The sequence below is a fragment of the Pantoea sp. EKM10T genome (assembly GCF_011800685.1).
GTDB lineage: Bacteria > Pseudomonadota > Gammaproteobacteria > Enterobacterales > Enterobacteriaceae > Pantoea > Pantoea agglomerans.
Window position 1 is genome coordinate 110,926 of record NZ_JAALEU010000008.1, and the last position, 22,092, is coordinate 133,017.

Annotated in this window: 22 protein-coding genes; 14 read left to right on the top strand and 8 right to left on the bottom strand. The window is 55.6% G+C overall.

The window, feature by feature from the left end:
- The first annotated feature begins 574 nt into the window (after positions 1 to 574).
- The 6 genes from HFD95_RS16160 to HFD95_RS16185 all read left to right on the top strand — a co-directional run bounded on the left by HFD95_RS16160 (position 575) and on the right by HFD95_RS16185 (position 7,815).
- A complete protein-coding gene (locus HFD95_RS16160; RefSeq protein ID WP_122889790.1) occupies positions 575 to 2,173 on the top strand; it encodes a gamma-glutamyltransferase family protein in 1,599 nt (532 codons plus the stop codon).
- 237 nt (positions 2,174 to 2,410) lie between these two features.
- Positions 2,411 to 3,127 (top strand): DUF3053 domain-containing protein, encoded by a 717-nt coding sequence (locus tag HFD95_RS16165; RefSeq protein WP_010671639.1) that lies wholly within the window; start codon positions 2,411 to 2,413, stop codon positions 3,125 to 3,127.
- Positions 3,128 to 3,559: 432 nt separating this feature from the next.
- Positions 3,560 to 5,494, top strand: coding sequence for a PTS mannitol transporter subunit IICBA (locus HFD95_RS16170; RefSeq protein ID WP_010671638.1), 1,935 nt, complete (start codon positions 3,560 to 3,562; stop codon positions 5,492 to 5,494).
- Positions 5,495 to 5,590: 96 nt separating this feature from the next.
- Positions 5,591 to 6,739 carry a mannitol-1-phosphate 5-dehydrogenase gene (gene mtlD / locus HFD95_RS16175; protein WP_010257450.1) on the top strand — a complete coding sequence of 383 codons (1,149 nt, stop codon included), beginning with the start codon at positions 5,591 to 5,593 and terminating at the stop codon, positions 6,737 to 6,739.
- Between the two features lie 64 nt (positions 6,740 to 6,803).
- Entirely contained in the window at positions 6,804 to 7,349 is a 546-nt protein-coding gene (gene mtlR, locus HFD95_RS16180) for a mannitol operon repressor MtlR (protein WP_171820345.1), read from the top strand.
- Positions 7,350 to 7,452: 103 nt separating this feature from the next.
- Positions 7,453 to 7,815 (top strand): YibL family ribosome-associated protein, encoded by a 363-nt coding sequence (locus tag HFD95_RS16185; protein ID WP_003848030.1) that lies wholly within the window; start codon positions 7,453 to 7,455, stop codon positions 7,813 to 7,815.
- Between the two features lie 8 nt (positions 7,816 to 7,823).
- Here HFD95_RS16185 and HFD95_RS16190 read toward each other — a convergent pair whose 3' ends face one another.
- The 3 genes from HFD95_RS16190 to HFD95_RS16200 form a co-directional block, all read right to left on the bottom strand.
- Positions 7,824 to 8,792, bottom strand: a complete 969-nt coding sequence (locus tag HFD95_RS16190) for a VirK/YbjX family protein (protein ID WP_158132113.1) — start codon at positions 8,790 to 8,792, stop codon at positions 7,824 to 7,826.
- Positions 8,793 to 9,003: 211 nt separating this feature from the next.
- Positions 9,004 to 9,621: a superoxide dismutase [Mn] gene (gene sodA, locus HFD95_RS16195; RefSeq protein ID WP_008926407.1), complete on the bottom strand. Its 618-nt coding sequence runs from the start codon at positions 9,619 to 9,621 to the stop codon at positions 9,004 to 9,006.
- Positions 9,622 to 9,903: 282 nt separating this feature from the next.
- Positions 9,904 to 11,244, bottom strand: coding sequence for an aspartate aminotransferase family protein (locus HFD95_RS16200; RefSeq protein WP_033759400.1), 1,341 nt, complete (start codon positions 11,242 to 11,244; stop codon positions 9,904 to 9,906).
- 207 nt (positions 11,245 to 11,451) lie between these two features.
- Here HFD95_RS16200 and HFD95_RS16205 point away from each other — a divergent pair, with 207 nt between their 5' ends.
- A complete protein-coding gene (locus HFD95_RS16205) occupies positions 11,452 to 12,228 on the top strand; it encodes a DeoR/GlpR family DNA-binding transcription regulator (RefSeq protein WP_167430496.1) in 777 nt (258 codons plus the stop codon).
- On the opposite strand, the gene fdhD is transcribed toward HFD95_RS16205, so the two are convergent.
- Entirely contained in the window at positions 12,225 to 13,049 is an 825-nt protein-coding gene (gene fdhD / locus HFD95_RS16210) for a formate dehydrogenase accessory sulfurtransferase FdhD (protein WP_010257467.1), read from the bottom strand. The two genes, HFD95_RS16205 and fdhD, sit on opposite strands and share 4 nt — an antisense overlap.
- Before the next feature lie 404 nt (positions 13,050 to 13,453).
- Here fdhD and fdnG point away from each other — a divergent pair, with 404 nt between their 5' ends.
- Genes fdnG through HFD95_RS16235 form a run of 5 tightly spaced genes read left to right on the top strand, consistent with a single transcriptional unit; the run spans position 13,454 to position 19,613 of the window.
- Positions 13,454 to 16,504 (top strand): formate dehydrogenase-N subunit alpha, encoded by a 3,051-nt coding sequence (fdnG, locus tag HFD95_RS16215; protein WP_167430497.1) that lies wholly within the window; start codon positions 13,454 to 13,456, stop codon positions 16,502 to 16,504.
- Positions 16,505 to 16,516: 12 nt separating this feature from the next.
- Entirely contained in the window at positions 16,517 to 17,416 is a 900-nt protein-coding gene (gene fdxH / locus HFD95_RS16220) for a formate dehydrogenase subunit beta (RefSeq protein WP_010257476.1), read from the top strand.
- Positions 17,416 to 18,057, top strand: coding sequence for a formate dehydrogenase cytochrome b556 subunit (gene fdoI, locus HFD95_RS16225; RefSeq protein WP_167430498.1), 642 nt, complete (start codon positions 17,416 to 17,418; stop codon positions 18,055 to 18,057). The genes fdxH and fdoI overlap by 1 nt, the downstream gene beginning before the upstream one ends.
- Positions 18,057 to 18,980 carry a formate dehydrogenase accessory protein FdhE gene (gene fdhE / locus HFD95_RS16230; protein ID WP_010257482.1) on the top strand — a complete coding sequence of 308 codons (924 nt, stop codon included), beginning with the start codon at positions 18,057 to 18,059 and terminating at the stop codon, positions 18,978 to 18,980. Before fdoI ends, fdhE begins: the two co-directional genes overlap by 1 nt.
- A gap of 21 nt (positions 18,981 to 19,001) precedes the next feature.
- On the top strand, positions 19,002 to 19,613 hold the full coding sequence (locus HFD95_RS16235) for a glutathione S-transferase (protein WP_010257484.1): 612 nt from the start codon (positions 19,002 to 19,004) through the stop codon (positions 19,611 to 19,613).
- A gap of 137 nt (positions 19,614 to 19,750) precedes the next feature.
- Here the strand turns inward: HFD95_RS16235 and HFD95_RS16240 are convergent, their stop codons facing one another.
- Together HFD95_RS16240 and HFD95_RS16245 are read right to left on the bottom strand one after the other, a co-directional pair.
- Entirely contained in the window at positions 19,751 to 20,050 is a 300-nt protein-coding gene (locus tag HFD95_RS16240) for a type II toxin-antitoxin system RelE/ParE family toxin (protein WP_010257487.1), read from the bottom strand.
- Positions 20,047 to 20,331, bottom strand: coding sequence for a hypothetical protein (locus HFD95_RS16245; RefSeq protein ID WP_060681423.1), 285 nt, complete (start codon positions 20,329 to 20,331; stop codon positions 20,047 to 20,049). Before HFD95_RS16245 ends, HFD95_RS16240 begins: the two co-directional genes overlap by 4 nt.
- A gap of 369 nt (positions 20,332 to 20,700) precedes the next feature.
- On the opposite strand from HFD95_RS16245, the gene HFD95_RS16250 reads away from it, so the two are divergent.
- Positions 20,701 to 20,925 carry a SymE family type I addiction module toxin gene (locus tag HFD95_RS16250; RefSeq protein WP_033767623.1) on the top strand — a complete coding sequence of 75 codons (225 nt, stop codon included), beginning with the start codon at positions 20,701 to 20,703 and terminating at the stop codon, positions 20,923 to 20,925.
- Positions 20,926 to 20,936: 11 nt separating this feature from the next.
- On the top strand, positions 20,937 to 21,134 hold the full coding sequence (locus HFD95_RS22315; RefSeq protein WP_307515679.1) for a hypothetical protein: 198 nt from the start codon (positions 20,937 to 20,939) through the stop codon (positions 21,132 to 21,134).
- A 175-nt stretch (positions 21,135 to 21,309) separates the two neighbouring features.
- Here HFD95_RS22315 and HFD95_RS16260 read toward each other — a convergent pair whose 3' ends face one another.
- Both HFD95_RS16260 and HFD95_RS16265 read right to left on the bottom strand, forming a co-directional pair.
- On the bottom strand, positions 21,310 to 21,657 hold the full coding sequence (locus tag HFD95_RS16260) for an immunity 8 family protein (protein ID WP_167430499.1): 348 nt from the start codon (positions 21,655 to 21,657) through the stop codon (positions 21,310 to 21,312).
- Positions 21,658 to 21,668: 11 nt separating this feature from the next.
- A partial coding sequence (locus HFD95_RS16265; protein WP_243208639.1) for a filamentous hemagglutinin occupies positions 21,669 to 22,092 on the bottom strand: 424 nt, incomplete at its 5' end.

Here is a 22,092-nt window from a genome sequence, read left to right on the forward strand (position 1 = left end):
TTAAAGATGTCAGGTCAATGCAACAAATGCCGGGAGACTAAGTATGGATAGAGACCTGACTATTTGCCGCGCAATTTATAATTATTTTTTTAACTATGGTTTGCCGGAAAAGTTCCAGCGCCTCTAACCCGCTGAGGCAGTTGAGTTTTGTGCCTTCGGTGTGGGCAAAAAAATCAAATGGTGTTTGCTATTTATGTGGATGCCATCAAGCTTTTTGCTGCCATATTCTCATTTCTGTGAGGCAATACACCTCTTCAGGTAGTGATTGCAAAATATACGCCAATGGTTTACTTCCTGAACACATATATTCACTGATCTTATTAAATTAAGAATAGTCCTGGTTGGGGCCTGAGGCCTGGCGCGCGGCGGCTCACAGTGCAGAGCGGGTAAATCTTTTATTCTTAACGGCGCTCTGTCGCCAGATTAATCAACAGTCGTCTTAACGAAACGGCTGGCGCCTCATGCCGGTGCAGTTACCCGGCAACTATCGACCTGATGCGCGGTAAAAGTGCAGCCCCGTGATAACGCACTGACGACGGGCAAAACCCATACCTGACCTCTGTAAGGAAAAGCGATGCGAGAAACAGATTTTAACGTCGGATACCCTTCTCATCGTGTACCGATGATGGGTCGTAATGCCGTCGCAACCTCTCAACCGCTGGCGGCGCAGGCGGGTTTACGGATGCTGCAACAGGGTGGAAACGCCGTGGATGCGGCTATCGCCACCGCCATCGCCTTAACCGTGCTGGAGCCAACCGGAAACGGCATCGGCAGCGATGCGTTTGCCATTGTCTGGGATGGCAGCGAGCTGCATGGGTTAAACGCCTCAGGCCGATCGCCAGCCGCGTGGCATCCCGAACGCTTTGCCGATTTTAGTGCGATGCCTGAAACCGGCTGGGAATCCGTCACTGTGCCAGGGGCCGTCTCGGCATGGGTCACACTGGCACAGCGCTTTGGCACCTTACCGCTGACCACCCTGGCACAACCGGCAATTGACTATGCGCGCGACGGTTTTCCGGTTTCACCGCTGATTGGTCAGCTGTGGCAGCGCGGCTATGACAAGCTGCGGGATCAACCTGGCTTTAGCGACTGCTTTGCGCCGCAGGGTCGTCCGCCGCGTGCTGGCGAGCTATTCCGCAACCCGGCTCAGGCCCGCACCTTGCAGGAAATCGCTGAGACTCAGGGCGAAAGCTTTTACCGCGGCGCACTGGCGCAAAAGATGACAGCCTTCGCCCGTGAGCATGGCGCAGCCCTGACGCTGGAGGATTTGAAAAACCATCGTGCCGACTGGGTTACTCTGCTGTCGCGTCCGTTTGCCGGAGGATCGGTGCAGGAGCTGCCGCCGAATGGTCAGGGCATTGCGACCTTAATTGCACTTGGCATTCTGGAAGAGTGGGAAATCAACCACTATGCACCGGATTCGCCGCAGTGGCTGCATCTCTCCATCGAGGCGATGAAACTGGCGCTGGTTGATCTGGACCGTTATGTCACCGATGAAGATCATCTCGAATTTCCGGCGGAACACCTGCTCAGCAATGATTATATCCGCCAGCGGGCAGCGTTAATTGATCCTGCCAAGGCGGGAGATTTCCGCTTTGGATCACCTCAGCAAAGCGGTACAGTGTATGTCGCCGCCGGTGATGCCAGCGGCATGATGGTCTCATTCATTCAGTCTAACTACATGGGATTTGGCTCCGGCGTGGTGGTACCCGATACCGGCATCAGCCTGCAGAACCGGGGCGCGGGCTTTTCACTCGATCCAGACCATCCCAACGTCGTGGCAGGCGGTAAGCGGCCGTTTCATACCATCATTCCAGCCTTTGCGCGGGATCAGCAGGGCCAGCCGCTGATGGCATTTGGCGTGATGGGCGGCCCGATGCAGGCGCAGGGGCACCTCCAGCTGGCGCTGCGCATTATGCTGCACCAGCAGAATCCGCAGGCCGCGATTGATGCGCCGCGCTGGCGCGTAGTGCAGGGACGCGAGGTGGTATTTGAATCAACCCTCGATCGCAATACCCTGAGCACACTGCGCCGTATGGGCCACAACGTGGTACTGGAAGATCCCCTGAGTAATTACAATTTTGGTGGCGCGCAGGCGATAGTGCGCGATCCGCAGGGCTTCTACATTGCGGCCAGTGAGAGTCGCAAAGATGGTCAGGCGGTGGTGTTTTAAGGTCGCGGCAGTGAGTGTCAGACTGCTCAGCCCCTCCTTCATCTCTGCGCGCTGAAGCCTGCGATGGCAGGGAATGCAGCACGCCCTGAGGCGCAGGCGGTCCCATTCTGTAACCGGCGTTTCAGAAAGCATCTGTTTCACAGGTGGTTTCACGTTGTGCCGTGGCTCGGGTTTGTTCTATTCTTTAGGCCATTCCTACCTGGACATCTGACAGTATCACCGACAGGAGTTGACCCTATGGCTTCAGGACTTACACGCCTTATGGCACGTGGCGGCATTATGCTCGCTGGCGCGCTGATCGTGCTGCAACTCACCGCATGCGGTGATAAAGAAGGCGAGCAGCGCAAAGCATTTATCGATTTTCTCCAGAACACTGTGATGCGCAGCGGCGAGCATCTGCCCAGCCTCAGCGAAAACCAGAAGCAGAGCTTTGGCAACTTCGCCAGCGATTACGCCATTATGTATGGCTTCTCGCAGCAGGCGAACAAAGCGGTTGAACAGGGTATGCGTCCGGTGGTGGATGAGCTTTCTGCCATTCGCGTTCCGCAGGATTATCTCAGCCGTCGTGATTCCCTGCGTCAGGCGACCAGCGCACTGGTGATCGTCACCCAGCAGATTGAAAGCGCCAAAATGCAGGCGGATAGCAGCAAGGCGACCCTGAAGCAGCCGGATGACCTGAAAAAAGTCTACGACACCGCCTATAACAAAGTGGTGACGGTGCCCGCTAATCAGCTGATTCCTCTGCTGCCAAAACTCCAGGCGCTGAGCCAGGGTGCAGTGCAGACCGGCGATTTCCTGCAAACGCAGGGAACCCGTGTCAGCTTCAATGATGGCGGCGTGCAGTTCCCGACTCAGGATCAGGCTTCGCAATATAACGCGCTGATGAGCACTTTATCCGCCAATTCGCAGGCGCTTCCTCAGGCACAGGCTGCCGTCCAGGGTGGTCTGCAGTAAACCCGCTTTACGGGCAGGCGCTAATCGTCTGCCCGTCCCACTCTCTTTTCTCCTCCCACCCAATCACCCGCTGAATGAAGTGTGATCTGGCGCATTTTCGACCAAAAATAGTTTGTGATCTAAGTCACAGATATATAACAAATCAACGTCAAACAAGTGTGATTCACCTCACAGATAACCGGCCACCCCGTCTAAAAATCAGCCAACTGAGCCTGAGCTACGCTTTAAAGTGTGATCAAAATCACGCTAATCACCCCTGCCACCACCCTTAATCAGTGATGTAGATCACACTTACCCCGCACGCTACGCAGCGTCAAATTCGCGTGATAGAGTCCGCGTGCATACAGTAATACCACCGGCTTTGGGTCGGGGTGGCTAAACAAAAACAAGCGCGCTCTCCTATTGCAGCGCGTCTCAATAAGGGGTGGGTTTATGTCCTCATCAGTGAAGGTCAAAGTACAAAGCTTTGGTCGCTTTCTGAGTAATATGGTGATGCCAAACATCGGGGCGTTTATCGCCTGGGGTATCATCACCGCACTGTTTATTCCAACTGGCTGGATCCCTAACGAAACGCTGGCCAAACTGGTTGGCCCGATGATCACCTACCTGCTGCCACTGCTGATCGGTTTCACCGGTGGGCGTCTGGTGGGCGGCGATCGCGGCGGCGTGGTCGGTGCCATTACCACCATGGGTGTGATTGTCGGTGCGGATATGCCGATGTTCCTCGGTGCGATGATTGCCGGTCCGCTGGGCGGCTGGGCAATCAAGTCGTTTGACCGGGCGATTGACGGCAAAATCAAAAGCGGCTTCGAGATGCTGGTCAACAACTTCTCGGCCGGTATTATCGGGATGATACTGGCACTGCTGGCGTTCCTGGCGATCGGTCCGCTGGTAGAAGGTCTGTCACACATTCTCGCCGCGGGCGTGAATCTGATGGTGCAGAACAACCTGCTGCCACTGACCTCGATCTTCGTCGAACCCGCGAAAATCCTGTTCCTGAACAACGCCATTAACCACGGTATCTTCTCGCCGCTCGGTATCCAGCAGGCTAGTGAAGCCGGCAAATCCATTTTCTTCCTGATCGAAGCCAACCCGGGTCCGGGTATGGGCGTGCTGATGGCCTATATGTTCTTTGGTCGTGGCAGTGCTAAACAGTCTGCGGGCGGTGCGGCAATCATCCACTTCCTTGGCGGCATCCATGAGATCTACTTCCCGTATGTGCTGATGGCTCCTCGCCTGCTGCTGGCGGTTATCCTTGGCGGTATGACCGGCGTCTTCACGCTGACTGTGCTGAACGGTGGCCTGGTCTCTCCTGCCTCACCGGGTTCAATCCTGGCGGTGCTGGCAATGACGCCAAAAGGGGCCTACTTCGCGAACATCGCCGCTATCGCTGCGGCCTTCGCCGTCTCCTTCGTGGTGTCCGCTATCCTGCTGAAAACCAGCAAAGTCAAAGAAGATGACGATATCGAAGCCGCGACCCAGCGCATGCATGAGATGAAAGCGCAGTCTAAAGGCCAGAGCGGCGCGGGTGCCCCAGTCGCCAGCGATGCCATGAGCGTTGAACTGCATCACGTGCGTAAAATCATCGTCGCCTGTGATGCCGGTATGGGTTCCAGCGCGATGGGTGCAGGCGTACTGCGTAAGAAAGTGCAGGACGCCGGGCTGAGCAATGTGTCGGTGACCAATACCGCGATCAACGCCCTGCCGGGTGATGTCGATCTGGTGATTACCCACCGTGACCTGACTGAGCGCGCCATCCGCCAGGCTCCGCATGCGCAGCATATCTCGCTGAACAACTTCCTCGACAGCGCGCTCTACAGCACTCTGACCGAGCGTCTGGTGGCGGCTAACCGCAGCGACGTGCATCGTCAAACGGTGAATACCGCGCTCTCTGACAGCTACGATGAAGGCAACGCACACCTGTTTAAACTGGGTGCGGATAACGTCTTCCTCGGCCTGACCGCCAGTAACAAAGAGCAGGCGATCCGCTTTGCTGGCGAACAGCTGGTGAAAGGCGGTTACGTTGAGCCTGAATACGTTGAGGCGATGCTGGCGCGTGAAAAACTGACACCGACCTATCTCGGTGAGTCGATTGCCGTGCCGCACGGTACGGTCGAAGCGAAAGATCGCGTGCTGAAAACCGGCGTGGTGTTCTGTCAGTATCCGGCAGGCGTCCTGTTCGGTGAAGAGCCGGAGGATGTGGCGCGCCTGGTGATTGGTATTGCTGCCCGTAACAACGAGCACATCCAGGTGATCACCAGCCTGACCAATGCGCTGGATGATGACAGCGTGATTGAGAAGCTGGCGAACACCACCAGCGTGCAGGAAGTGCTGGATCTGCTGTCAGGTAAGCCTGCAATCGCGTAATTTATAGCAATTATTTTCCCTGGGGCGGTCATGCCCGTCCCGATTTCCTGGGGCGGGTTTGCCCGCCCCATCGTCATTTGATATGGGTCAAAAATTATGAAAGCGTTACATTTCGGAGCAGGAAACATTGGTCGCGGCTTTATCGGCAAGTTACTGGCTGATGCAGGTATCGAACTGGTTTTTGCTGATGTGAATCAGACGGTGCTGGATGCACTGAACGCGCGTCATGAGTATCCCGTTCATGTAGTTGGCGAGCAGGCCAAAACAGAAACCGTTAAAGGCGTCAGCGCGGTAAACAGCACCAGCGATGAGATCATCACCCTGGTTTCTGAAGTCGATCTCGTTACCACCGCCGTGGGCCCGCAGATTCTGGAGCGTATTGCCGGCAGTGTGGCTAAAGGGCTGGCAAAACGCAGCGACAACGGCAATACCCGCCCGCTAAATATTATCGCCTGTGAGAATATGGTGCGCGGCACCAGCCAGCTGAAACAGCATGTGCTGAAGGCGCTGCCGGAGCAGTATCACGCCTGGCTGGAGCAGCATGTCGGCTTTGTGGATTCTGCTGTCGATCGCATCGTGCCACCGTCTGAAGCGGGCAGCACCGATCCGCTGGAAGTGACCGTTGAAACCTTCAGCGAATGGATCGTCGATAAAACTCAGTTTAAAGGCGACCTGCCTGCGATTCCGGGTATGGAACTGACCGATAACCTGATGGCATTTGTTGAGCGTAAACTCTTCACACTGAACACCGGTCACGCGATTACCGCCTATCTCGGCCAGCTGGCCGGTCACCAGACCATTCGTGACGCCATCCTCGATGAAAAAATCCGGGCCGTGGTGAAAGGGGCGATGGAAGAGAGCGGCGCGGTGCTGATTAAGCGCTACGGTTTTGAGGCGGATAAACATGCGGCCTACATCCAGAAAATTCTTGGCCGTTTTGAGAACCCTTATCTGAAAGATGATGTTGAGCGTGTGGGTCGTCAGCCGCTGCGTAAACTCAGCGCGGGCGATCGCCTGATCAAGCCGACGCTGGGCACGCTGGAGTATGGTTTACCGCACGCCAGCCTGGTGCAGGGCATTGCCGCCGCGATGCACTATCGCAGCGACCAGGACCCACAGGCGCAGGAGCTGGCCACGCTGCTGGCAGAAAAAGGTCCACAGGCGACGCTGGCTGAGGTTTCAGGTCTGGATGCTGACAGCGAAGTGGTGGCTTCGGTGGTGAGCGCCTGGCACGCTATGGCATAATGCGCGCGTGTTAGTGACGCAAGCCGGGCGTAGTTCGCCTGCGCCCAACGGCGGTATTGAACCCATGCAGGCAATAATGGAAGAGAAGCAGGCTTTTGAAAACCGGGTGCTTGAGCGCCTGAACGCCGGTCGTTCGGTGAGAAGCTTTCTGATCGCCGCCGTTGAGCTATTGGCTGAAGCCGTCAATCTGCTGGTGCTGCAGGTCTTCCGCAAAGATGACTACGCGGTGAAATATGCCGTAGAACCGCTGCTGCTGGGCGATGGTCCTTTGGGCGAACTCTCGGTTCGTCTGAAGCTGATTTACGGTCTTGGCGTTATCAGCCGGCACGAATATGAAGATGGTGAACTGCTGCTGGCGCTGCGCGAAGAGCTGAATCACGACAGCGGTGATTATCGTTTTACCGACGATGAGATCCTTGGCCCGTTTGGTGAACTGCACTGCGTCACCGCCTGGCCGCCCGCACCGGTGTTTCACACCGAAGATGCAGAGCTGCGCAGCATGCAGCAGCAGCGCTATCTGCAGATGGTGCGATCCACCATGGTCCTGTCGCTAACCGAGCTTATCGCCCGCATCAGTATGAAGCAGGCGTTTAAAAAGTCCGGCAGCTAATCCTGTCAGGCGCCATCACGGCGCCTTTTTCGTCTTAACCTGAGCGGGAATATGCGCCAGATTTGGTGTATCCTTGGCCTGTTTTCCTCAACGAGTTGTTGTCATGAAAGAGCAAGAAAAGAACGAAATCAAACTTCTCAGCGATAAGCTGGACGCATTGAACCGCAAAGAGCCGCAGTTACTGGAATCGGGTGATGTCGAGAAACTGGGCGCGTTGCTGAAAGAGAAAGAAGCGCTGGTCATTGAGATTGAGCGTCTGCGCGGTCAGCGGGTAGAAAAACTCAGTGCCGAGGCGCAGAAGCTGCAAAAAATGGGCTTCAGCCGCGAAATTACCAAGAAAGAGCAGGCAAATCTGGGCGCGCTGAAGAAAAGCGTGCGCGGCCTGGTCGTGGTGCATCCAATGACCGCGCTGGGACGTGAGATGGGGCTGACAGCAATGACCGGCTTCGCCAAAACCGCATTCTGACGGGTCGATCAGGCAGCAGCCTGATCGACATCGGCTTTGCGTTCGCCGGCGGCGGCATAGACCTGCTCCGCCAGCGCATCCAGCAGTTCATAGCGGCGACGATATTCAGCCCGCTTCTTACTGGCAATCTCCTCCAGCGTTTTGCGCGGCAGACTCAGCGGCAGGATAAACATCCCATCCCTGCGCGCCTCGCCACTCAGCGACAGCCAGAATTCACTGTAGCTGGCAAAGAACTTATCCCCTTTGCTGTGGCGATAGCGCAGGCTGCGGAAGACATGAGTCTCATCGCCTACCGCCAGAATATTCTCCACGCCGCACTGCTTCGCCACAATAAATACCGATTCCATTAACAGGCGTTTCGGAAAGAGACCCTGCGCCGCTTTGGTCGCCTCGCGGATCACCTCATTATTGATATGTTTTCGCGGACCCTGTAATCCGCCAATTAATAATGTGCGCTGGTTATTTTCATTGAGAATTGAAAATGAAAGTGAAGCAATAATTTCGTCGTTATAGCGTAATACCAGCGTCACTTCCCCTTCCCGATCGAAATAACCGGAACTGCAGGAAAGTAAAAAGGATTCGCCATTTTTACCGGTCAGCGTAGCCAGCGGATTATCCGTGGCGCTTTGCAGCAGCTGACGCAGCGCAGGGTTTTCCAGATTATTCATCAGACTGTAATGATCAAGTATCGCCTGCGCGCGCGCAGCAATGCTCAACCCTGAGCGCAGATAGGGCCGGTGCAGCTTGGCTGGCAGCAATCCCTGAGTACTCATCAACAGAGGGAGTTGCGGTAAATGCGACAGCTCATCCAGATAACGCAGCGTAGTCAGCGGTGATATTAAGGTTCTTAACACAAATTTCAGCCGGAAACGTTTACTTATCCAGAGTTTATTCGGAACGAATTTTCCGCTAATTAACTGAAAAAAAAGCGATGCAGAAGAATCGGTCGTGGTTTCGTGAGTAGTTATAATTGACATAGTCATCGACACACAGTGAGCAGGAATGTCACTGAGCATAAGACAACGAGTATCAACGGCGTGTTAATGTGGCAGAAGGTTAAAAGCGCGGCGGTTAAAAAGCGAGATCCGTTTATTTTTGGTTTAATCTGGGACAACAGAATTTAAAGATAAAAAAACCGGCGGAATAAATTCCACCGGTTTATCGTTATCACGTTAACACTGGGTTAACTTACTGGGCAGCTGCGAAGCGGGCTGCTGCTTCGTCCCAGTTGACCACGTTCCAGAATGCTTTGATGTAATCAGGACGTTTGTTCTGATACTTCAGGTAGTAGGCGTGTTCCCACACGTCCAGACCGATGATTGGGAAGCCAGAAACGCCAGCAACCGCTTCACCCATCAGCGGGTTGTCCTGGTTTGCGGTAGATACCACAGCCAGTTTGTCGCCTTTTTTAACCAGCCACGCCCAGCCTGAGCCGAAACGGGTCGCAGCCGCTTTCTCGAACTCTTCCTGGAATTTTTCCACGCTACCGAAATCTTTCTCGATAGCCGCTTTCAGGTCGCCCTGCAGCGTGGTGCCGGTTTTCAGGCCTTTCCAGAACAGGCTGTGGTTAGCGTGGCCGCCTGCGTTATTACGCAGTGGGCCTTTTTTGTCTGCTGGCAGCTGATCCAGTTTGGTGATCAGCTCTTCTACCGGCAGATTGGCAAATTCAGTGCCTTCCAGCGCCGCGTTAGCGTTGTTCACGTAGGTCTGGTGATGTTTGGTGTGATGGATTTCCATCGTCTGCTTGTCGAAATGCGGTTCCAGTGCGTCGTATGCGTAAGGCAGGGATGGCAGTGAATAACTCATGTTCTTCCTCTCCATTTAGTTTGAGCAGCACGACGAATTCGGGACGTGCCGCGTAAGCAGTCGAATCATTATAGTTAAATTCATGTAGCGTAAAAGGGTAATCAATGCCCTATTAACCATAAGGATTTGAGAAATCTGGCAAAAGCAACCCGTTGTTTTTACAGCATGCTGCTGCTGACTCCGCCTTTTCAGCCTTATCAGACAGGGAGAGCGAAGCACTCTGCCAGCACCACCAGCAGGCACTCATCCCGCCCGAACGCCGCATCTGCCCTGCCCTGCGCGTTACCTGCCCAGTTCGCGCAGCCCGCTGTCGAGCGCGCCGACCAGCCAGTCGATATCCCCTTCCTGGAACGCCAGTGGCGGACGCAGTTTCAGCACATTCCCATACGGGCCGGCGACCGAGGTCAGCACGCGATGTTCACGCAGCTTCTCGATTAAATCCAGCGCCAGCGTTTTGTCCGGCGTTTTGCTGTGACGATCGGTGACCAGCTCAAAACCGATAAACAGTCCGGCACCGCGCACATCCCCCACGCACTCATAGCGATCCATCAGGGTTCGCAGCTCCGCCAGCAGCTTCGCGCCGACCACGCGGCTGTGTTCCTGTAACCCCTCTTCGGTGATCACTTTCAGTACCGCCTGCGCCGCCGCCATCGCGACCGGGTTACCACCAAAGGTATTGAAGTAGGGAATTGAGTCGCTGAAGGCGGCCAGCACTTCACTTTTTGCCAGCAGGCCGGAAACCGGAATGCCGTTGCCCATTGGCTTGCCGGTGGTAATGATGTCAGGCACCACATCGTGGCGGCCAAAGCCCCAGAATGCGTCGCCGGTACGGCCAAAACCAGGCTGCACTTCATCGGCAATAAAGATGCCGCCGTTGGCATGCACCACCTCGACCGCTTTTTTCAGGAAGCCGCGCGGATCGGGCAACACGCCGTCTGAGGAGAAGATTGAGTCCGCCAGGAAACCGGCAAATTTAATGCCGTGCGCCGCCATATCATCAATCTGCTGCTGAATCTGGTCAGCGAACCAGTCGCCCAGGTCAGGCGCGTCCACACGATACGCATCCGGTGGCATCACCAGCCGCGTGGTGGGCGCCAGCGGCTGTCCACTGCCCAGCGCCGGAGAAGCGCCGGATGTCAGTTCACTGGTGCCGTGATAGGCCTCTTTACTGACAATAATCCCGCTGCCGCCGCTAAAGGCGCGCGCCACGCGAATCGCCAGGTCGTTAGCTTCCGATCCGGTGCACATATACATCGCGCGATCGATCGCCGGGGGCGTGGTCGCCAGCAGCGCTTCGCTGTAGTCCAGAATATTTTCATGCAGGTAACGGGTGTGGGTGTTCAGCATTTTCATCTGCTGCGTCACCGCCTCAGTCACGGCCGGATGACAGTGCCCGATGCTCGCCACGTTGTTGTAGACGTCGAGATATTTATCGCCCGCCGCATCCCACAAATATTGCCCTTCACCCCGCACCAGATGCACCGGTTTGCGATAGAACAGGCGATAAGATTCGCCAAGCACTTTGCTGCGTTTATCGGTGAGTTTGCGCGTCTCGCTGTCGAGTGCATCGGCATGTTCGGCGCGGAAACTGTTGGTATCCATAATGGTGGAACGCGTGGCCATAATGACTCCCGTTACAAGGATGAAGGAGGAAGAGCTGACGCCTTTATCATGCCTGCCTGAATCTAAAATGCAACCAAATACACAAATGCAATAAAATACAAATGACGCGGGCAGATCGCCACGCTAAGCTTGCTCCCTGATTCAGACGGAATCTTTCGCTTCACTGGCGTATCATCCGTGATCTTCGCGCTTTAAAAGGAAACCTCTATGCTGCAGGAAACGCGCCTTCATCGCATCCGTGCCTTACTGACCCGGCTTAACCAGGTGAGTACCGAGCGCATTATCAGGGAGCTGGGGGTCTCACGCGAAACCGCGCGCCGCGATATCATTGAGCTGGAAGCGCTGGGTCTGGCGCGCCGCGTTCACGGCGGGCTGGTGGCGATTGAAACGCGGGCTGAACCGCCGCTGACGGAACGCCGCAGTACCCAGACCCGGGAGAAGCGCGCCATCGCCCGCGCCGCTGCGCAGTTGCTGCAGCCCGGACAGACGCTGTTCCTGGATGCGGGCAGCACCACCACGCTGCTGGCAGAGGAGTTGCACGCCCTTTCCGGCCTGACGATTGTGACCAACAGCCTGCAGGCCGCGCTGGCGCTGAGCGCCGGAGAAGAAGATCAGCCGCTGAATAATCAGATCATTTTGCTGGGCGGGATGATGTCGGCGGGTGCGCAACAGACGCGCGGCGAAATTACCGTGAGTGAGATTATCCGCTATCGCGCCGATGTAGCGCTGCTGTCACCGGTCGGCATTGAGGCGGGTTGTGGTGCCAGCAGTTTTCATCCGCACGAAGCGGCCATCGCCAGGGCGATGGTGCAGCAATCCACTTCCTGCTATCTGCTGGCCGATCACACTAAACTGGGCGTAGTCAGCCGCACGGTTTACGCGCCGTCACCGGCGATCAACCTGCTGATTACGGATAGTGGCGGCGACAACAGTGCCGCCCTTGAGGCGTTGCAGCAGACGCTGCCAGAGGTGATGGTGGTTTAACGCAGTCGCTGAGGATGGCTGTAAACCGTGGCGCGTCCAGGTTTACTGAACCCGACCAGCGTCAGATTGCAGCGCTCAGCCACCTCAACCGCCAGGCGGGTTGCTGCCGAGACTGCGAACAGGATCTCAACCCCGCACATGGCGGACTTCTGCACCATCTCATAGCTGGCACGGCTGGAGACCAGCACCGCGCCTGGCCCCCACTCAGCCTGGCTGCGATAGCCCAGCAGCTTATCCAGTGCCACATGGCGACCCACATCTTCGCAGCCACCGGCCAGCTGACCATCGGGCTGGATCCACGCGGCAGCATGGGTGCAGCCGGTTTTCTGTCCGACCGGCTGATACGCTTTCAGCTGGCCCAGCGCCCGATCCAGCTGATCCAGCGCAAAGGTCTGGGTAAACGGCAGCGGAGAGAGCGGCTTGCCAATCTGGTCCAGCTGTTCAACGCCACACACGCCGCAGCCGGTACGGCCTGCCAGCGCACGACGCTGCTCTTTCAGCGCCATAAAACGGCGGCTGGAAAGCTCAATCTGAACCTCAATGCCGTGACAGCCCGGCACGATGTCCATGCCGAAAATGTCGCCTGGCGCGTCGATAATGCCCTCTGACAGCGAAAAACCCAGCGCAAACGCCTCCAGATCTTTGGGCGTGGTCATCATCACCACGTGAGAGATGCCGTTGTAAACCAGCGCCACCGGCACCTCGTCCGCCAGCCAGTCAGACTCTGCTGCGGTCAAATCGGCACGCTGCCATACCTGCGTTCTGCTGACGCCGGCCTGAATTGTTAAATCTTCGCCTGAGTCAGGCTGGATAGCTTTCAAAAAGTACGACCTGTTGTTAATAAATAATGAAATGCGACAGTCAGTGCGGCTGCATAACAGCGATCAGACGCAGACTAATTTTGCCTTCTGGCCCGATGTGGCGCAAATAAACAGCGGGGCAATTCATGCGGTTTTCTCACCGGGAAAGGCGCAGCCACGCCTGCTGGCGGGCAGAATGAGAATGGGTATCTTTCAGGCTTTAACATCGGTAAGCATAAAACAACAGTAATTATCTGCCGCTACGGGAAATCTGCTTGCGCCGGGGATCCGTTGCCGAGGATTTTTAACAAAATTTAGAAAAAGAATTACTAATGACTAACCTGTTGACCCTGGTCAACTTACAGGCAGATAGGGCTGCTATTTTGCAAGGCTTCGCAATGGAGCCAATAAAGAAGAACGATAAAATGCAAATTAACAGACGGAGTTTTTTCAAAATCTGTGCTGGCGGGTTGGCGGGCACCAGCGCGGCGTTACTCGGTTTTGCCCCCACCACAGCCTTAGCCAGCGTCAGAGAGTTCAAACTCATTCGCGCCAGAGAGACGCGTAATAACTGCACCTACTGCTCAGTCGGCTGCGGCATGCTGATTTACAGCCTGGGTGATGGCGCTAAAAATGCCCGCGCCTCGATTTACCATATTGAAGGCGATCCTGACCATCCGGTCAGTCGTGGATCGCTCTGCCCCAAAGGCGCGGGCGTGCTCGACTTTATTCACAGTGAACAGCGCCTGAAATACCCGGAATACCGCGCGCCAGGCTCGGATAAATGGCAGCGCATCAGCTGGGATGAGGCATTTGACCGCATAGCCCGCCTGATGAAGCAGGATCGCGATGCCAATTTCCAGGCCACCAATGCCGCTGGCGTCACGGTAAACCGCTGGCCGACTACCGCCATGCTCTGCTCTTCCGCCGCCAGTAATGAAACCGGCCTGCTCGATCAGAAATTTGCCCGCTCGCTGGGTATTCTGGCGCTGGAAAATCAGGCGCGCCTGTGTCACGGCCCGACCGTGGCCGCGCTGGCCCCCAGCTTTGGTCGTGGTGCAATGACCAATAACTGGAACGACATCAAAAACGCCAATGTGGTGATGATCATGGGCGGCAACCCCGCCGAGGCGCATCCGGTTGGCTTTAAATGGGTGATTGAAGCCAAAACTCATAACAATGCGCAGGTCATCGTGGTCGATCCACGCTTTAACCGCTCTGCGGCGGTCGCCGATCTCTACGCGCCACTGCGTGCCGGCAGCGATGTGGTTTTCCTGATGGGAGTGATCAACTATCTGCTGCAACACAATCAGATTCAGCAGGAGTATGTTCGCGCCTTCACCAATGCCGCACTGATTGTCAGCGAAGGTTTCAGCTTCAGCGACGGGTTGTTCAGCGGTTACGATGCTGAAACCCGTCAGTACGATCGTCAGAGCTGGCACTATGAGCTGGATGAAAACGGCCATGCGAAACGCGATGAGAGCTTCACTCACCCGCGTTGCGTGCTGAACCTGCTGAAAACCCATGCCAGCCGTTACACCCCGAAAATGGTGACGCGCCTGTGCGGGACCTCGCAGGAATCCTTTATTGCGGTGTGCAGGCAGCTGGCCTCCACCTGTGTGCCGAATCGCACCGCGACTATTCTCTATGCGCTGGGCTGGACTCACCACACCAACGGTTCGCAGATTATCCGCACGGCGGCGATGATTCAGCTGCTGCTGGGTAATATCGGGATGCCAGGCGGCGGTATTAACGCGCTGCGCGGCCACTCCAACGTGCAGGGTTATACCGATCTCGGCCTGCTGGCGCAGAGTCTGCCGGGCTATCTGCCACTCCCTTCCGAAAAGATGACCACGCTGGCAACCTACCTGCAGCAGGCCACGCCGGTTGCGGCACTGCCGGATCAGGTCAACTACTGGCAGAACACCGACAAATTTTTCGTCAGCCTGATGAAGAGTTTCTACGGCGATAAGGCCACAGCGGAAAACCAGTGGGGCTACGACTGGCTGCCGAAGTGGGATAAGAGCTACGACTGCATGGCGCAGGCGGAGATGATGGAACAGGGCGCGCTCAATGGTTGCCTGATTCAGGGCTTCAATCTGCTGGCCGCCTTCCCGGACAAAAATAAAGCGGTCCGGGCACTGTCCCGCCTCAAATATATGGTGGTGATCGATCCGCTTCGCACCGAAACCGCCAGCTTCTGGCAGCATCACGACGAGTTCAACGATGTCGATCCGTCGAAAATCCAGACCGAAGTGTTCCGTCTGCCCTCTTCCTGCTTCGCTGAAGAGTCGGGATCGGTGGCCAACTCGTCGCGCTGGCTACAGTGGCACTGGGCGGCCGCGGAGCCGCCCGCTGAAGCGCTGCACGACGGTAAAATCCTCGGCAATCTGTTCATGCGTCTGCGCGCGCTCTATCGCCTGGAAGGCGGAGCAAACCCTGAACCGCTGATGGCAATGCGCTGGGACTACCGCGATCCGTCGAATCCTGAGCCGGAAGAGGTGGCGCAGGAGAACAACGGTCAGGCGCTGGCCGACATTTACGACGCCAGCGGCAAGCTGTTGCTGAAAAAAGGCCAGCAGCTCAACGGCTTCTCAGAGCTGCGTAACGACGGCACCACCGCCAGCGCCTGCTGGATCTACAGCGGCAGCTGGACGCCGGAAGGCAACCAGATGGCACGACGCGACAACGCCGACCCATCGGGGCTGGGCGCGGTCTCCGGCTGGGCCTGGGCGTGGCCGGCTAACCGCCGCATTCTCTACAACCGCGCCTCCGCCGATGCGCAGGGTAAGGCCTGGGATCCGAATCGCCGCCTGATTGAGTGGGATGGCACTCGCTGGCACGGCATCGACGTGCCGGATTATCCGGTAACGCTGTCGCCGCAACAGCAGGCCGGTCCGTTTATCATGCAGCCCGATGGTCTTGGCCACCTGTTTGCGCTCGATAAGATGGCCGACGGCCCCTTCCCGGAACATTACGAACCAATGGAAAGCCCGCTCGCCAACAATCCTATGAATCCGCAGCAGCGTCATAGTCCGGTCGTCCGACTGTTCAGCAGCGACGCCGCGCAACTGGGCGAGGCCGCTGACTATCCCTGCGTCGCCACCACCTATTCCATCACCGAACTGTTCCGGCACTGGACCAAACATGCCCTGCTGAACGCGATTGCGCAGCCGGAGCAGTTTGTTGAAATCGGCACCGAACTGGCAGAGGAGAAAGGCATCAAGGCCGGCGACAGCGTCAAAGTCTCGTCGCGCCGTGGCTATATCAAAGCCAAAGCGGTGGTAACACGTCGTCTGCAGCGTCTGATGATTGACGGCAAGCCGGTTGATACCGTGGGTATTCCCTGTCACTGGGGCTTTGAAGGCACCACGCGTAAAGGCTTCCTCGCCAATACGCTGACGCCGTCGGTTGGCGATGCCAACTCGCAGACCCCGGAGTACAAGGGATTTTTAGTGAAAGTGGAAAAAGCGTAACGGTAGATGACAATGGCTTATCAATCACAAGATATTATCCGTCGCTCAGCGACCAACGGCTTTACCCCACCGCCACAGGCGCGCGATCACCAGCGTGAAGTTGCGAAGCTCATTGACGTCACCACCTGTATTGGCTGCAAAGGCTGTCAGGTCGCCTGCTCCGAATGGAACGACATCCGCGATGAAGTCGGTCATAACATCGGGGTCTATGACAACCCTACCGATTTGACCGCCAAATCCTGGACGGTGATGCGCTTCTCGGAAGTTGAAGAGAACGGCAAGCTGGCCTGGCTGATTCGCAAAGATGGCTGCATGCACTGCGCCGATCCCGGCTGCCTGAAAGCCTGTCCGTCGGCAGGTGCCATTATTCAGTACGCCAACGGCATCGTCGATTTCCAGTCTGAGCAGTGTATCGGCTGCGGCTACTGCATTGCGGGTTGCCCGTTCAACGTGCCGCGGCTCAACAAAGAGGATAACCGCGCCTACAAATGCACCCTGTGCGTGGATCGCGTCAGCGTCGGCCAGGAGCCTGCCTGTGTGAAGACCTGTCCGACCGGCGCCATTCATTTCGGCAGCAAAAGCGACATGCTGACGCTGGCGGAGGAACGCGTGGCGGAGCTGAAGTCGCGCGGGTTTGCGCAGGCTGGCCTCTACAACCCGGAAGGCGTGGGCGGCACCCACGTGATGTATGTGCTGCATCATGCCGACAAGCCTCAGCTCTATCACGGGCTGCCTGCTAACCCGGGCATCAGCCCGACGGTGACCTTCTGGAAGGGGATCTGGAAACCGCTGGCGGCGGTGGGTTTTGCCGCTACGTTCGCCGCCTCTATTTTTCACTATGTTGGCGTTGGCCCGAATCGCGTCACTGAAGAGCACGACGACAACGACGATCACCCTGAGGAGCGCAAATAATGAAAAAGCCCGATCATCTGGTGCGTTACCGCGCACCCGAACGCATCAATCACTGGATTGTCGCGATTTGCTTTGTCATGGCCGCGTTAAGCGGATTAGGGTTTTTCTTTCCGTCGTTCAACTGGCTGATGCAGATATTTGGCACACCACAGCTGGCGCGTATTCTGCATCCTTTTGTCGGCGTGGTGATGTTCGTTGCTTTTATGCTGATGTTTTTGCGTTACTGGAAACACAACCTGATTAATCGCGATGACCTTTACTGGGCCAGAAACATTCACCGGATTGCGCTGAATGAAGAGGTGGGTGATACCGGTAAATATAACTTTGGTCAGAAGTGTGTGTTCTGGGCTGCTATTATCAGCTTAGTGTTGCTGCTTGCCAGTGGCATCGTGATCTGGCGACCTTACTTTGCCGATGCCTTCGCCATTCCGCTGATTCGTCTGGCGTTGGTGGTACATTCGGTGTCAGCGGTGACGCTGATCATCGTCATTATGGTGCACATTTATGCTGCGTTGTGGGTCAAAGGCACACTGACCGCGATGGTGGAAGGCTGGGTCAGCGCCGAATGGGCCAGGCAGCACCATCCTCGCTGGTATCGTGAGCAGCGTAATCCGCCAATAAAACAGGAAAAACGCCCCTGATGAGTATTCGCATAATCCCGCAAGATCAGCTGGAGAAAGGCGAAAAGACAACGGCGGAGATGATTCCGCCGTTACTTTTTCCACGGCTGAAAAATTTATACAGCCGTCGTGCTGCGCGACTGCGTGACCTGGCGGCGAAAAACCCACTCGGCGACTACCTGCGCTTTGCGGCGGTGATCGCTGAAGCGCAGGAGATTGTGCTGTATGACCATCCGCTGCACATCGACCTGCATGCCCGCCTGACGCAGAGCGCCAGCGAGGGCAAGCCGCCGCTGAATATTCATACCCTGCCGCGCGATCCCCACTGGCAGCGACTGCTGCATTCACTGATTGCCGAGCTGAAACCAGAGATGAGCGGTCAGGCACTGGCGGTGCTGGAGAATCTGGAGAAGGCGTCCGCCACCGAGCTGGAAACGCTGGCCAGCGCGCTCTTTACCGGCGAGTATGCGCTGGTCAGCAGCGACAAAGCACCCTTTATCTGGGCGGCGCTTTCGCTCTACTGGGCGCAGATGGCGGCCCTGATCCCAGGCAAAGCACGCGCTGAGATGGGCGATCAGCGTCAGTTCTGTCCGGTCTGCGCCAGTATGCCAGTCGCCAGCGTGGTGCATATGGGCAGTCATGAAGGCGCGCGCTATCTGCACTGTAATCTGTGCGAAAGTGAATGGCATGTGGTGCGCAGCAAATGTACCCAGTGCGAACAGTCCCGTGATCTGCACTACTGGTCGATCGACAGCGAACGGGCGGCGGTGAAAGCAGAGAGCTGTGGCGACTGCGGCACTTACCTGAAGATGCTCTATCAGGAGAAAGATCCGGCCATTGAACCGGTGGCAGATGACCTGGCATCGCTGATACTGGATGCCAGAATGGAGCAGGAAGGCTTCGCACGCAGCAGTCTCAATCCCTTTATGTTTCCTGGCGAATAGTCACTGACTCTGGAGAACCCGATGAAACTGATTGGCAGCTATACCAGCCCGTTTGTGCGTAAGATTTCGATTATCATGCTGGAAAAAGGCATTACTTTTGAATTCGTTAACGCATCGCCTTACAGCGATGACAGCCACGTGCCGCACTACAATCCGCTGGGCAAAGTTCCGGCGCTGGTCGCTGACGATAAGCAAATCTGGTTCGATTCCAGCATCATTGCGGAGTTTCTGGAACTGCGTGGCGTGGAGCCTGCTCTGCTGCCTGCCGATCCGCTTGAATCGCTTAACATCCGTCAGCTGGAAAAGCTGGCGGATGGCGTCAGCGATGCCGCGCTGGTGATCGTGCGCGAGCAGATGCGACCGGGGGATTTGCAGTCGGAAGAGGTGCTGCTGCGCAATCGTGAAAAGATTCAGCGCAGCCTCGACATGCTGGAAGCGAAGGCGGCAGAGGGGAAATGGCTTAACAACGGCCAGCTCAATCTGGCGGATATCGCCACTGGTTGCATGATCGGCTATCTCAATTTCCGTCGCGTAGTGCCGAACTGGTGTGTCGAACGACCCGCGCTGGTGAAACTGGCAGAAACACTGTTTCAGCGCGAGAGCTTTGCAAGGACGACGCCGCCTGCGGCGTGATGGGTGCTGTGGCTGGCAGGTGACAAGGTTAACGAGATTCGGTTTTGGGGCTAATTGTCTAATCCAGCTCTGAAGCGTGCCGTTCTGTCTGACGACGTCCTTATGCCTGACAATCTGATGCTGGATGAACAGGCTAACTATCTTTGATAGCGGCCTGATATTTTCCGGGATGTATGAAGTACCCGCAGGATGCGAACGCCATCTGTTTCGGCAACATAGACGATGATGAACGGAAAGCGTGGCACCACCAGTTTATATTGTTTTTCTGTGCCGACTTTTGTTCCGGCCCGCGGGTTTTCGCTAAGCAGACTGGCCATACGGGTAAACTTATCGTCTGTTGCACTGGCTACCAGCAGGCCAGCCTCACGATACAGATAACGAAATATCGTCTCCCTGTCTGCCTGCGCCTGTTTTTCCCATTGAACGGCTGATATCACAACGTTCCCCGCGCGGCCTGCGCTTTCAGTTCTTCCATGCGGGCATTCATTTCATCGTTACTGATGAACTCGCTATCACCGGCATCATAACGACTGAATGCCGTCACTATCTGCTCTTCCAGCCATGCATCATGTTGGCCATCCTGATATTGCCGCTCTTCAGCAGCCAGCTCTTCCGCTCGCTGACGCATAACCTCTGTCAGCGTCATCTTCTTGCGCTCTGCTGCCCGCATCGCCAGTCGTTTAACGTCGTCATCAATTCTGAAGTGGATAGTGCTCATAGCCTGACTCTCTCGTGGTGTCATTTGTGGTGTCATCATGCCTGTCATCCTTTTCTCTGTCATCATCATTTCACTCTTATGCGATGCCGGAAATCGCCACACCCATAGGAACAAATGGCCGGTTGCAGATGCTGAAGAGGGTATTGGGAAGAGGATGTAAACGAAATAGTAAACGGAAAAAACAATCCGTTTTTCAGAGACGACTCGCAGTTTATTACTAAGCTTTCAGCGAGTTTACAAAGCGGGCGGTGTATATTTGAACAGGAGAAAACAGAAAAGGAAGAACGTAACGAGAGATTTTTAGCGCGAGCTGAAGGTGGTGGAACACCAACAGCCCGCTGACCACAACTAACTGAACTGGAGTTAATTATGGCTAGAGCTGATTCTACGTCAGAACCCGCTGTACCCCAAGCACGCAAAAGCATCGTTGGTTACCGCCCCAACGGTGGCAGACCGAATCCATTACCCCAACTGACCATCAAAGGACGATGGCTGGAACAGTGGGGATTTATTAAAGGACAGCCCGTAAATATCATCGCCGAACAGGGTCAGCTGATTATCCGCATCGCGCCCGTCAGGGAGGATGATTTATGAATATCGCCCTTATGCAAGGACCAGTCCCGGAGTTGAACATCACGGGCGGCCAGCTGGCCGCTCTCGGATTTAACACCGACACGCCGTTCCGGGTGACGCGCCACGATAACTCGCTGACAGTGGCTATCGTCACCGATGAAGCGGAGTGGAAAGAACTCTGTATAGCCTGTAGCGATCGTGGCTCGATTCTTCATGGGCGGACTGGGTGAGGGAGAACGGCGAGGTGATTATCGGCGGCGACTGGCTGACCGGCTTTGATATCACTGAGGCGGAACAGCTGGAGATTACCGCTGAACCCGGTGTGATTCGGTTGCAGCGGCGTTAAGCGGGGAGGATTTAGGGATTAAAAGCAAAATCCCGGTCTCACTGGCCGGGATTTAACGTTTAAGGCTGATAATCTTCATATTCCCAGGCAAATACGCGGGAGAGTTTATGCGCTATCTCCATCCAGTCTCTCCCTTCGCACTGGTCGATATAATCCGTAATGGTTTTGGTGATCTCATCCAGATCGTATTTACGCACCAGAAGCGTATGGCGCATCAATTCTGGTAGCCAGTGGTGTTTGCAGAGCCATTCTGGGGTACAGACATAAACCTCAAAATGATTTATTCCTTTTTCTTCTGATGGCCCTATACATAAATGGGCTAAAAATTGAAAACAATCATCTTCTTCAGGTTCATAACTTGATAAATAAAGCCAATCACAACCAATACTTCTCAGAGATGCTTTCATTTATTTTCCCCTTAAATATTCAAGTGACCGTTACCAGTTTTATCCATTTTTCCTGTTTCAATATTTTTTGTATAACTTTCAAAGTTAGCCTGAGTTACCGTTGGATTTAATGAATCCGGAGCATTTGGCTTTTCTTTAGGGGATCTATAAATTCTGGTTCCATCAGCACTGACTAATCCTGTGCCATCACTTGTTGGTCTGGCTCCGTCTCCCACCCAAATTTTACCCAGCCGATCAGCTTCCTCTTTAGTGCCAGTACCAACACCATAGTTCAGCTTCCCATTGTCACCTTTGACAACCGCCGCCAGTCTGGGATCCTGCTTCGCGATATTATTCAGATTTTGCTGGATCAGATCTTCTTTCAGTTTTGGATAGGTAGCTGAACTATAGGCCGATATTTCATCACTTGCTTTATTAATCAGCTTCGACGCTTCA

Coding starts and splice junctions, on each gene's coding strand:
- HFD95_RS16200 (WP_033759400.1), bottom strand. CDS start 11,244: ATGGCCACGCGTTCCACCATTATGGATACCAACAGTTTCCGCGCCGAA.
- HFD95_RS16260 (WP_167430499.1), bottom strand. CDS start 21,657: ATGAAAGCATCTCTGAGAAGTATTGGTTGTGATTGGCTTTATTTATCA.
- HFD95_RS16205 (WP_167430496.1), top strand. CDS start 11,452: ATGCTGCAGGAAACGCGCCTTCATCGCATCCGTGCCTTACTGACCCGG.
- fdhE (WP_010257482.1), top strand. CDS start 18,057: ATGAGTATTCGCATAATCCCGCAAGATCAGCTGGAGAAAGGCGAAAAG.
- sodA (WP_008926407.1), bottom strand. CDS start 9,621: ATGAGTTATTCACTGCCATCCCTGCCTTACGCATACGACGCACTGGAA.
- fdnG (WP_167430497.1), top strand. CDS start 13,454: ATGCAAATTAACAGACGGAGTTTTTTCAAAATCTGTGCTGGCGGGTTG.
- HFD95_RS22315 (WP_307515679.1), top strand. CDS start 20,937: ATGCAAGGACCAGTCCCGGAGTTGAACATCACGGGCGGCCAGCTGGCC.
- HFD95_RS16170 (WP_010671638.1), top strand. CDS start 3,560: ATGTCCTCATCAGTGAAGGTCAAAGTACAAAGCTTTGGTCGCTTTCTG.
- mtlR (WP_171820345.1), top strand. CDS start 6,804: ATGCAGGCAATAATGGAAGAGAAGCAGGCTTTTGAAAACCGGGTGCTT.
- HFD95_RS16165 (WP_010671639.1), top strand. CDS start 2,411: ATGGCTTCAGGACTTACACGCCTTATGGCACGTGGCGGCATTATGCTC.
- HFD95_RS16245 (WP_060681423.1), bottom strand. CDS start 20,331: ATGAGCACTATCCACTTCAGAATTGATGACGACGTTAAACGACTGGCG.
- fdxH (WP_010257476.1), top strand. CDS start 16,517: ATGGCTTATCAATCACAAGATATTATCCGTCGCTCAGCGACCAACGGC.
- fdoI (WP_167430498.1), top strand. CDS start 17,416: ATGAAAAAGCCCGATCATCTGGTGCGTTACCGCGCACCCGAACGCATC.
- HFD95_RS16235 (WP_010257484.1), top strand. CDS start 19,002: ATGAAACTGATTGGCAGCTATACCAGCCCGTTTGTGCGTAAGATTTCG.
- mtlD (WP_010257450.1), top strand. CDS start 5,591: ATGAAAGCGTTACATTTCGGAGCAGGAAACATTGGTCGCGGCTTTATC.
- HFD95_RS16185 (WP_003848030.1), top strand. CDS start 7,453: ATGAAAGAGCAAGAAAAGAACGAAATCAAACTTCTCAGCGATAAGCTG.
- HFD95_RS16250 (WP_033767623.1), top strand. CDS start 20,701: ATGGCTAGAGCTGATTCTACGTCAGAACCCGCTGTACCCCAAGCACGC.
- HFD95_RS16190 (WP_158132113.1), bottom strand. CDS start 8,792: ATGTCAATTATAACTACTCACGAAACCACGACCGATTCTTCTGCATCG.
- HFD95_RS16160 (WP_122889790.1), top strand. CDS start 575: ATGCGAGAAACAGATTTTAACGTCGGATACCCTTCTCATCGTGTACCG.